The organism is Rhizobium sp. 2MFCol3.1, assembly GCF_000377565.1.
Classification (GTDB): domain Bacteria; phylum Pseudomonadota; class Alphaproteobacteria; order Rhizobiales; family Rhizobiaceae; genus Rhizobium.
The window spans coordinates 1-8850 of record NZ_KB898391.1; the positions used below are offsets into that span (position 1 = coordinate 1).

General features: G+C 56.9%; 10 protein-coding genes and 2 pseudogenes. 5 read left to right on the top strand and 7 right to left on the bottom strand.

From position 1 onward, the window contains the following. The 3 genes and pseudogenes from D460_RS34350 to D460_RS0132195 all read right to left on the bottom strand — a co-directional run. Positions 1–521, bottom strand: a pseudogene (locus D460_RS34350) (3-deoxy-manno-octulosonate cytidylyltransferase); the annotation flags it as partial. Further along, positions 518–1003, bottom strand: coding sequence for an acyltransferase (locus D460_RS0132190; RefSeq protein ID WP_155947910.1), 486 nt, complete (start codon positions 1001–1003; stop codon positions 518–520). The gene D460_RS0132190 and the pseudogene D460_RS34350, both read right to left, overlap by 4 nt. A 78-nt stretch (positions 1004–1081) precedes the next feature. Next, positions 1082–1780 carry an LPS glycosyltransferase gene (locus D460_RS0132195; RefSeq protein ID WP_018902731.1) on the bottom strand — a complete coding sequence of 233 codons (699 nt, stop codon included), beginning with the start codon at positions 1778–1780 and terminating at the stop codon, positions 1082–1084. A gap of 500 nt (positions 1781–2280) precedes the next feature. On the opposite strand from D460_RS0132195, the gene D460_RS0132205 reads away from it, so the two are divergent. Next, positions 2281–2538 (top strand): hypothetical protein, encoded by a 258-nt coding sequence (locus D460_RS0132205; RefSeq protein WP_210162762.1) that lies wholly within the window; start codon positions 2281–2283, stop codon positions 2536–2538. A 108-nt stretch (positions 2539–2646) separates the two neighbouring features. Continuing rightward, positions 2647–2859, top strand: a complete 213-nt coding sequence (locus tag D460_RS36295; RefSeq protein ID WP_155947911.1) for a hypothetical protein — start codon at positions 2647–2649, stop codon at positions 2857–2859. A 322-nt stretch (positions 2860–3181) separates the two neighbouring features. On the opposite strand, the gene D460_RS0132210 is transcribed toward D460_RS36295, so the two are convergent. From D460_RS0132210 to D460_RS34355, 3 genes and pseudogenes are all read right to left on the bottom strand, one after another. Then, a complete protein-coding gene (locus D460_RS0132210; RefSeq protein ID WP_018902734.1) occupies positions 3182–3580 on the bottom strand; it encodes a VOC family protein in 399 nt (132 codons plus the stop codon). Between the two features lie 413 nt (positions 3581–3993). Then, positions 3994–5211, bottom strand: a complete 1218-nt coding sequence (locus tag D460_RS0132215; RefSeq protein WP_018902735.1) for an adenylate/guanylate cyclase domain-containing protein — start codon at positions 5209–5211, stop codon at positions 3994–3996. Positions 5212–5474: 263 nt separating this feature from the next. Further along, positions 5475–5919 (bottom strand): annotated as a pseudogene (locus D460_RS34355) (MaoC/PaaZ C-terminal domain-containing protein). Here D460_RS34355 and D460_RS35760 point away from each other — a divergent pair. The 3 genes from D460_RS35760 (at position 5836) to D460_RS0132240 (ending at position 8063) form a co-directional block, all read left to right on the top strand. Next, positions 5836–6543: a beta-propeller fold lactonase family protein gene (locus D460_RS35760; RefSeq protein ID WP_245267861.1), complete on the top strand. Its 708-nt coding sequence runs from the start codon at positions 5836–5838 to the stop codon at positions 6541–6543. The pseudogene D460_RS34355 and the gene D460_RS35760 sit on opposite strands and share 84 nt — an antisense overlap. 457 nt (positions 6544–7000) lie before the next feature. After that, positions 7001–7786 carry a putative nucleotide-diphospho-sugar transferase gene (locus tag D460_RS0132235; RefSeq protein WP_245267860.1) on the top strand — a complete coding sequence of 262 codons (786 nt, stop codon included), beginning with the start codon at positions 7001–7003 and terminating at the stop codon, positions 7784–7786. Between the two features lie 76 nt (positions 7787–7862). Further along, positions 7863–8063 (top strand): hypothetical protein, encoded by a 201-nt coding sequence (locus tag D460_RS0132240; RefSeq protein ID WP_018902739.1) that lies wholly within the window; start codon positions 7863–7865, stop codon positions 8061–8063. Positions 8064–8226: 163 nt separating this feature from the next. Here the strand turns inward: D460_RS0132240 and D460_RS34365 are convergent. Further along, positions 8227–8850, bottom strand: a 624-nt coding sequence (locus D460_RS34365) for a zincin-like metallopeptidase domain-containing protein (RefSeq protein ID WP_018902740.1), incomplete at its 5' end; no start/stop codon positions are given.

Genomic DNA, 8850 nt, shown 5'->3' on the forward strand with positions numbered 1-8850 from the left:
AAGCCGGCAAGCGTTATCCTGGTGCCAAGATTGAGCGTTGTCAGCCAGAAGCAGAGCGCAAATCCCGTCGTCGGCACGCTGGCGCGAGGGTAGAACGGCGTGAAGACATCAGTCAGATCGAGGTGCCGGACATGAACATCGCCGAAGTCGGACGCCGGGCTGAGCTGCTCGTCGGGCCCGGCTTTGATGTTCACGACACCGTGGAAGGTGCGCGTGTCGAAATAGGGCAGAACCTTATCGACCTTGCCGCTCTTGACGAGATTGGCGCCCAGCGTTCCGCTTCTCGAAAACAGCATGGAATGGCGAGTGAAGGGTTCGCTCAGAACCTTGAAGACCTTGTTGAAGAAAATGAAGAGCGTTGTGTCGGGAAAGCGCCTTTTCAGCTCCTCGATATCCACTTCATCGCTGTTTGCGACCAGAACGACATCGCTATAATCCGCCAGCAGAGACCTCCACTCCTCCGCGGCAGCCGCAGCAGGGTTGGCCGTCCTGAAGCCGGTGTCTCCATCCCTGTCGATCATTGTTCCCTCCCTGTCGTGTCGGGCCCTCTTGTGTCGGGCATGGCGCGCTTTTTGACCAAGCGCGCGGGCGAGCCTACATAGACGCCGAACGGCTCTGTCGCTCCCTTGACGACGCTGTTCGCGCCGATGACGCAGCCGTCGGCGATGTTGCTGCCGGCAAGCACCTTGGCCCCTGCACCGATCCAGACGTCCCTGCCGATCTCCACCCTGCCCTTTGTGATCGGCTGATCCCTGATGAGGACCGTGGCGTCGTCATAGCTGTGCTCGAACGAGACGATTACGACATGTGCCGCAACTCTCGTATTGTCGCCGATCCTGACGCCGCCGTGTCCGAGCACGATCGAGTAATCGTTAATCGAAACATCATTGCCGATCTCGATCTTACCGCTCTGCGCATCGAGGACCACACCGCATCGGGTGAAAAGCCGGGTGCCGATTTCGATCTTTCCGTGCCGAAAGCGAAGCGTTGGCAGATACCGCATGTTCGGGTTCTTGCCGATCCGCAGCGCTCCGCCCGACAAAGCAGCGCGGAGGCGGACCAGAAAGCCGAGGTTCACGGGTCACACGGGTGCGAAATGCGGGTCGAGCGCGCGTGCCTTTTCAAGCCAGACATCCGCGTATTCGACGTCTTGCCAATTGTGAAACCACGGGCCGCCATTGGTGTAGTGGACGGCCTTCGGAAGACCTTGGGTTGGCTTGGTGCTCCAGCCTTCCAGCCAGTTCCACTCTTCCGGAATTTCGCCAATCTCGCTGTCCTTCGCCCACTGCAGGCGGTGCAGATAGGCGCCGGTCTGTGAATTGACGAGCTCAGGCGTGAGCTGGCGGGTGGACGGATGCTCGCAATTGAACAGCATGAACGAGGACCAGTTCTTGCGGGGGTAATTGGTCTGCACCTTGCCATCCATCTTCACGCCCTCCTTGGGCGTGTAGTCGTGATGGACGCAGGCCACGGCCTTGCTGTCATCCTTGTAGCGCAAGAGGTCGGCGACATCGCCGAAGAACAGGAAGTCGCAGTCGCAAAACAGCGCCCAGCCCTTGTAACCGGCAAGCCAGGGCGTGAAGAAACGAGAATAGGTAAACTCGGTCGATGCCAGAGGATCGACTTCCCGGGTGTAGACACCCTGGTCGACGAGCTCCTGCAGCTTGATGGGGTGCACCTCGACATCAATGGATGCGTTCTTGAGCAACGTGGCCTTGGCGACCTGGTAGGCAATATCTTCGCGGGAATCCCATCCAATATAAACTGTTAGTTCGGCCATTTATCAGTTCTCCGGGCAGTCCAAGGACAGAAGCTAAAGCGAAGCATGTGAAATGCCTGAGTGACAAAGTCAACATCTGGGTGATCAGAAGAAGTCATGCCAAGGCGGCATCCCCAGCTTCTCGCCTTCGTTTTCCCGCTGGGATTACTGATATACCGGGCAGCGGCATCATTCCACCAAACCGTGATTGCGGGCCTGATCACGATTACGCTGTTCAGGCAGGTCACCAAGACCTACGAAGCGCCAACGTCCATTTGACCGGCCCTTCCGTGTTTTCATTTTGGAACATATTTCTCTCTCGCTGGTTTTTTCCCCGCCGAGATGGTCTCCTAACAGCTTCCTCGGCACGTGGAGGGCCTTGAGGCTCTGCAACTCTTGGCCCTCCACATCACTCCCCCGTAGGATTTGCTTTCCAGACCAGCGACTAAGAGACTTTTGGCCATCTATGGACGACGGCATGGTAGATCTAAAATGGCATGCGCATCGAGCGAGTTATAAAAATGGAAACTGGAATTGACCACGTCGCCCATGGTTGGGCTCTCCTGTCGCTTCGCGTTCCTGAAATTCGAGCACTTTCGGCGTACCGCCAATCGATCGGCGAGATGTGCGAAGCATACAGCATTGCCGTCCTCCACCTGCGTAAAATAAAAAATCTCGGCCGCGACACCGAACAAATCGGTGAGTATGAACGCCTTATCGCCGAAATCGAGCACGAGACGCTGTATTACCTTGAGATGCGCGCGCAAATGTCAGCCTAATCCCTGCCCTTTGAAAGCTGCGCCCGGCAATGTCCCAAGGAACCGAATCCCCGATGATCCGTTGCGCTCGCCACAAGCTCAAAACCTGCGTCTTGGAGGCAGAGAAACATGATCAACCAAAGATATGCCGTGACGAGCACTGCGTCAGTTGAAGCAGCAACACCCCAAGAGGCCGCGGAGAAGATGCTGGACCAACTTGGAAAAGCTCGGTCGGTCAGGTTCGACGTGGTCGACGAAAGCGGATCAACATTTCACGTTACCGTTCACTCCTCCGAACGATCGCATTCTCAGATCCAAACACCTGATGGCAATGCCGGTTGACGCTAGCTCACGAACTGATCGCATTGCGGTGTATCTCACCGGCGAGATGTCCCTATGCTTCCTCGATCGGTCAAGGCCTTGGGCACCGGGGATCTTGTCACCGACGATGCCTGCCTATCTTGCCCGCGCCGGTAAATCGGATACCATAGACTGTCGCTTGGGAGTTCCCTGATACGCTTGAGTGACAGGCGAAGGGCTCGTTACCCCCAAAGCTCGAGGCCCTTCGCCGCATCAAGCGCCCAGTGCCCAAGGAGGACGGAACCGGCACAGCGATCGGCCCCTCAATCTGCCTCCCTACATACACAGGTCGCCATCGGCCCGATCAAGTTTTCCGCTGCGCGAGTTCGATTAGGATACCATCGGGATCTCGCACAAAGGCTACTTTTTGCAGCACCTCGGGATTATAAGCAAAACGCGGTCGCTCCTTTATGTCAACGCCGGCCATCTCGAGCCTTGCGAACGTGTGGTCGACGTCTTCGTAGAGAAATGTCAGGTGGCGCAATCCGGCAGTGTCGTCGGGTACGTCCATCGCGGGCTTGGCTCCATTTGCGGGAGCGACAATCTCCAGCATCCCGCCGCCCGCGTCCAAAAAGGCTAGCTCCGCGCCGTCGTCCGTCTTTTTTCTCAGATGGAGTGTCAGCCCGAGTAACTCGCAATAAAATCGGATCGCGCGATCCATGTTGCTGACAGTCATGCCCACATGTTCAAAGGATTTCAGCATTCGCGACCCATCTCCGCTTCAGTATCGGTCAAGCTCTCGAAACTAGTTGTCGGGGACCATTCAACAATGGCTGCTGACAACATTCGACAAAAACAAGGCTTCGACCTAAGTGGGCCGAGATTGCGGAACCGAAATGACACCCGGTGCTTGCGCAGGCTCATACGGAGAGCAAGCGCGTCACTTCACAGCGGTCAGAAGGAGCAGATCACTCGTGTATGCATAGCTGGGCTGCGGATAAAGCGGTTTACGTTTCAAACCAACACGATTATATCGGCGCCACTTGAGGCCGCCTGCTGAACATTCGGCGTTCGCGGCCTTTGCAACCAACGGGCGCTCCCCAGATTCTGGGTTGAGCGCCCGCGGTCGTTATGGACCTGCAGCGCGCCAAGACGCGTCCTGGTGTGGCGGTCTGCTTAGTTGACAAGTCCAAATACGCTCACCGGCTTTTCGAGCCCGCGCAGCCTATGCGATCCCAGCTCAAAAAATTCTGACGTCGATCCGTGGACAAGCTGGACGAACTCGGACGAAAGCAAAACCGGCCGGCTTACTTCCTTCGTAAGCTCTTCCAAACGGGACGCGATATTGACGGCGGGGCCAATCGCGGTGAAATCCAGGCGTTTTCTGGACCCTATGTTGCCGTACATCACGTCGCCGACATGGACACCGATACCGTATCGAAGAGGCGATTTCCCGCCTTTCACCAGCATTTCATTTAAGTGGCTCATTCGTCTGCGCCCGTCCTTTATCGCTTCCAAGAGGTCTGCGCAGGCATTGGGGTTGCTGAGCGGAAATACAGCCAGCAGACCGTCGCCCATAAATTTCAGGATCTCGCCGCCGCGAGCCTCGATCGGTTCGCAGAGTGCATCGAAGTAGCCGTTTAGTATCTCGATGATGTCGTCTCGTGGCCATAGGTCCGACAGCGCTGTAAAATCGCGCAAGTCGCAAATCATGATTGCGGCACTCACGGTCTTCCCACTGCCTCGCGTCGTCGCGCCGGCCAAAATCTCCGCACTAGCATGCGGTCCGACATAGGTTTCCAAAAGTGTCCGGGCCATGGCGTTCTTCATGCGGATTTCACTTGCCAGGGCGAGTGCCGGGAGCAAGTCCTTGAGATAAACGATCTCGTTCTTTGAAAATCCAGTGCTCTTCTTCGTCGCGAAGGTGACGACGTGGCGCTTACCCCATGTATGCTCGATCGGCCATGCCACGTAGTCCGTAAAGCCATCCCTTTGGAGTTCTTCGAAAAGCGGATATTCAGCGGCCTTGTCGTTGCCCGCGACGAAACATTGCCTGACCTCCGATGCCCCATTGTAGATTTCCGTGGCCGGTCTGCGCAGGAACAGCTCCGTGGTATCGACATTGTAGTCGAATGTGTCGATATGGGCTTGCTCGAGGCCGGGCTGCCACAGGATCCGGGCGCCTTGCCATTGCGGATGCTGGATCCTGAGGTGCAGCGACGACCTGGCGACCGCAACACCGTCAAGCACGAGGCGCTCGCAGAGTTCAACAAGCAAATTGTCCAGGAAACGCTGTGAACTCGTCTCGTTCATGAGCCAGTCTAGAATGGGGCGGCGTTCAATCGGCCATATACCTGGCTTGGGACGGGACGGCATAGTTGTGATTGGGCTCATCAGAATCCTCCGGTCATCCATACTACGAGATGTTGTGGTGACTGTGGAAGAAAAGATCGAGTTGGGGCGCCACTGTCGCGTTGCCGGATCCAAATTCCCAAGCGGCCAAGCCCGAAGAGTGAATGTTTTGCCGCCATTCTATACCAGCAGGCCAGCATTGCACCTGCACCTCTCAGTCCGTCTTGGGACAACTCATCGCCCTTTGCCCGATTTTCACCGACGCCTTATGCCAATGACCAAGCGTGTTTTCAAAGACATTCCGCTCAAGCCTTTTTCGGTCCGCGCTCAACGAGCAGGATATAATCGGCGGCAAGCACGACGTCATTGCGCTGGTTCAATACCTCGCAGCGCTCGACGACGCGGCCCATCTCTGGCCGCTTAGGATCGTCTTCCTTGGAACATATCGTCACCCGCGTGCGGACCGTATCGCCGATATGAACTGGCTGCACGAAGCGCAGCCGGTCGTAGCTATAGGAAAATGCAACCGGATTTATGAGCGACGCCGTCAGCCCGACCCCGATCGAAAACACCATCGTGCCGTGCGCGATGCGCTGGCCGCCAGGTAGCGTCTTGGCAAATTCCCGCATCCATATGATGCGGGAAGAAGTCGCCGGTATGCCCCGCATGGACGACGAAGTCGGTTTCGGTGATCGTCCGGCCGGTCGTCGTGCGAACCGCATCGAGTTCGTAGTCTTCGAAATGGATGATTTGCTCGTGGCATTTCCATTTACAGACGAAGAGGGTCTTTGCGCGCCTAGCGCATCCGTACGTCAGATCGGCCAAGGACCTGACACTGCCCGGCAGGAACGCAGCCACGCCCACAGTGTCGTGGAGATCAGCGACAATGTCTTCGTGGTGGCGGATCTCGGCTGCGACACGCTGACAAGCTACCGCTCTGAGGGCGACCAACTCCTCCGTCTGTCGCAAACGCAATGTGAGCCAGGCGCTGGACCGCGTCACACTGCCCTTCACCCGAACGGGCGTTTTCTGTATGTGCTAAATGAACTTAACTCGACTTGCTCAAGTTTTGCCGTGGATGCGCGGTCAGGGGCGCTGACACCGATCAGCCTGACCAAAGCACTTTCGGGAACCCACGGAAACCACTGTTCCGACATTCAGATCTCGCCTGACGGGCGTTTTCTCTACGGTGGAAATCGTGGGCCTGACAGCATTTCGGTGTTCAAGACGCTTGACAATGGCGAAGTCGAACTCCTCTCAAGCATCCCCTGCGGCGGCGAGACACCGCGCAACCTCGCTTTCACCATCTGGTCGTCATCAGTTTTGCGCCAATCAAGACTCCGACCGGATTTCAGTGTTCGAACGAGATGCTAAAACTGACCTACTGAGCGATACCGGGGCCTTCATAGAAACCGGCACGCCAACCTGCATCAAGACATCGGCGGCCTGACGCCGATCATAGTCACGCTTAATCACGACACGCATCGCAAGCCGAGTTGCCCTAATTGAAAAGAGGATCAGTGCCGAACCCGGCGGCCAAGTCGAACCGGTCGGCGTCGCAAAACTTCAACTCCTTGCCTTCGGCAAGGACATGCGTCTTATCCTTCACGTCGCCCACCTGGCTGAGTTCCGTACCAGCGCCGGGTTTGGGCCTGACGCACGCTCCCCTCGCGCATGGCCAAGGTCAGCCAACACCGCATCTTGGACAGCCCTCCGACATCCCTCGCCGCCCTAGCGAACAATTTAAACGGGGCTATTCTCAAAATTTCTGCTCATAGGTTGCATTAGGCCTTGATCGTGTTCGCACGTTTAGGTAGGCACGGGCCATGAATTGAAATGGCAGATCAGCATCGAAATGAACTTACTTTACAAATGCATCGATTTTTTCAGTGCATCGAAATCAAAGTACCGAAACCACCTTGTCCCCTTCCCAACCCAAACCGACAGAGCCTTACCCCAAGCGGTGTCGGGCACGATCGTGGCGTTTTACACCAAGAATTCCCTGTATGAGTTCGAAGCGAGACGAATGGTGGCGTCGGCAAGGCGCCTCGGTCTCTCGGTCGAGACGACTGCAGTCGACAGTGCGGGCAGCTGGGTCCGAAACGCATCGCTGAAAGCGGCATTTCTTCTGGAGGCTCGTCGGCAGCATCGCGGACCGCTCCTCTATGTCGACGTTGATGCCGTCTTCCACCGCAACCCTTGGCCACAGCTATCGCGGTATGATTGCGACATCGCCCTGTACCGGGAGAACGGCCGATTGCTCTCGGGGACGATACTATTGAACGATACTCCCCAGACGCTGCACCTCTTGGAAGAGTGGAAGAAAAGGTCCGACACCAACCCCGAGATCTGGGACCAAGTCGTGCTGCAGGAAATCCTTGATCAGGATCGGGCTCTCGAGACCGGCGTCTATAGCGTTGAAGGACTTCCTGCCACTTTCTGTTGGATCTTTGACCGCCTTTCAAACGTTAGAGACGACCACGTCTACATTGAGCATCTGCAAGCGAGCCGACAAGCAAAGGGGGCGAAGAAGCGAGGACGTAACAAGAGTCTCGAGCGTCGAGCGGCGCGGATTGAGACCATCGAAAAAATACTCGCCGTCGAAGAAGCTGGCTAAGCCAGTTGCCTTTCGGCAATACGCTTTCAACACAAACGTGGCATTCTTAAAGCCTCTAACCGTTCGGACAGATCTCATGTTTGCAAACTTTACAGCTGAGGACGGGAACAGCGCTGTCGCTGTCCGCATCGATCCGGAGTACGTCGCCTCGGTCTTGGAAATAAAAGCTGATAGAACGAAAATCACCCTGTCCGGCGGCACCGATCATATCGTGGCACATCCACTCGACGTCGTCGTCCGTCGCCTGCAGGAAGCTCTGGGGCCAGTCGCGATATAGATTGGGGCTTAAGCCTTCGCCGAGAAAACGCGTTCTGTCGATGCTAACTCAGCCGAGCCAGCCCCAACGTGTAGGTGTGACGTCGGCCTTCGCCCTGATCCGGTCTCGGCGCGTCTCCTTGTTGCTACAAAATTCTCTCTCGCGGACTCGTAAGGAAGCCGGCTCATGCCGCCTCCCCTTCGTCTTCTTCGCCTTCGCCAGTACCGATGCGGGGCTGCAGATAGTGCAGGTAGTCGGCCGCGCGCTGTGCATGGGCTGCGGCCTGAAAGATGGCGCGCTTGTCGCCACGAAGCACGTTCAGCCATCCGTCGATATAGCTTGCATGGTCTGGCCTCGGTTCGAGTTCAGGCGTAATTCCGAGATCGGCGCAGAGGAAGGCACTGCCGAGTTCGGCGATCAGTTCTTCGCGGGCACGTTCCGTGCGGTCTTTGGCGTAACGGGATAAATCGCGATCCAGACGGCCTGCTGCTGACGTCCAATGCGTCATTTCGTGGCTGAGGACGGCAACGTAGCTCGCCTCATCAACGAAACTGTCGAGAAGCGGCATCTGAATGTAGTCCTTGGCAGCCGCATAGTAGGCGCACGACCCGCCATGGCGGATGAGCGCACCGGTATTGGCAAAGAAACGCCCTGCCTGGCCGATGCGATCGAAAGGATCGGAGAGATCGACATTTGCCTGATGACGCCCATCGAGCCCTTTGATCTGGTCGGTGTTGAAGACGGTGTAGGCCTTGATGAAGGGGATGGAGCGTTCGACGTCATCGCCATGTTCGACTGTCTCGGTGCG

Coding starts and splice junctions, on each gene's coding strand:
- D460_RS0132205 (WP_210162762.1), top strand. CDS start 2,281: ATGGAAACTGGAATTGACCACGTCGCCCATGGTTGGGCTCTCCTGTCG.
- D460_RS0132210 (WP_018902734.1), bottom strand. CDS start 3,580: ATGCTGAAATCCTTTGAACATGTGGGCATGACTGTCAGCAACATGGAT.
- D460_RS35760 (WP_245267861.1), top strand. CDS start 5,836: ATGGACGACGAAGTCGGTTTCGGTGATCGTCCGGCCGGTCGTCGTGCG.
- D460_RS0132195 (WP_018902731.1), bottom strand. CDS start 1,780: ATGGCCGAACTAACAGTTTATATTGGATGGGATTCCCGCGAAGATATT.
- D460_RS0132215 (WP_018902735.1), bottom strand. CDS start 5,211: ATGAGCCCAATCACAACTATGCCGTCCCGTCCCAAGCCAGGTATATGG.
- D460_RS0132240 (WP_018902739.1), top strand. CDS start 7,863: ATGTTTGCAAACTTTACAGCTGAGGACGGGAACAGCGCTGTCGCTGTC.
- D460_RS0132190 (WP_155947910.1), bottom strand. CDS start 1,003: ATGCGGTATCTGCCAACGCTTCGCTTTCGGCACGGAAAGATCGAAATC.
- D460_RS36295 (WP_155947911.1), top strand. CDS start 2,647: ATGATCAACCAAAGATATGCCGTGACGAGCACTGCGTCAGTTGAAGCA.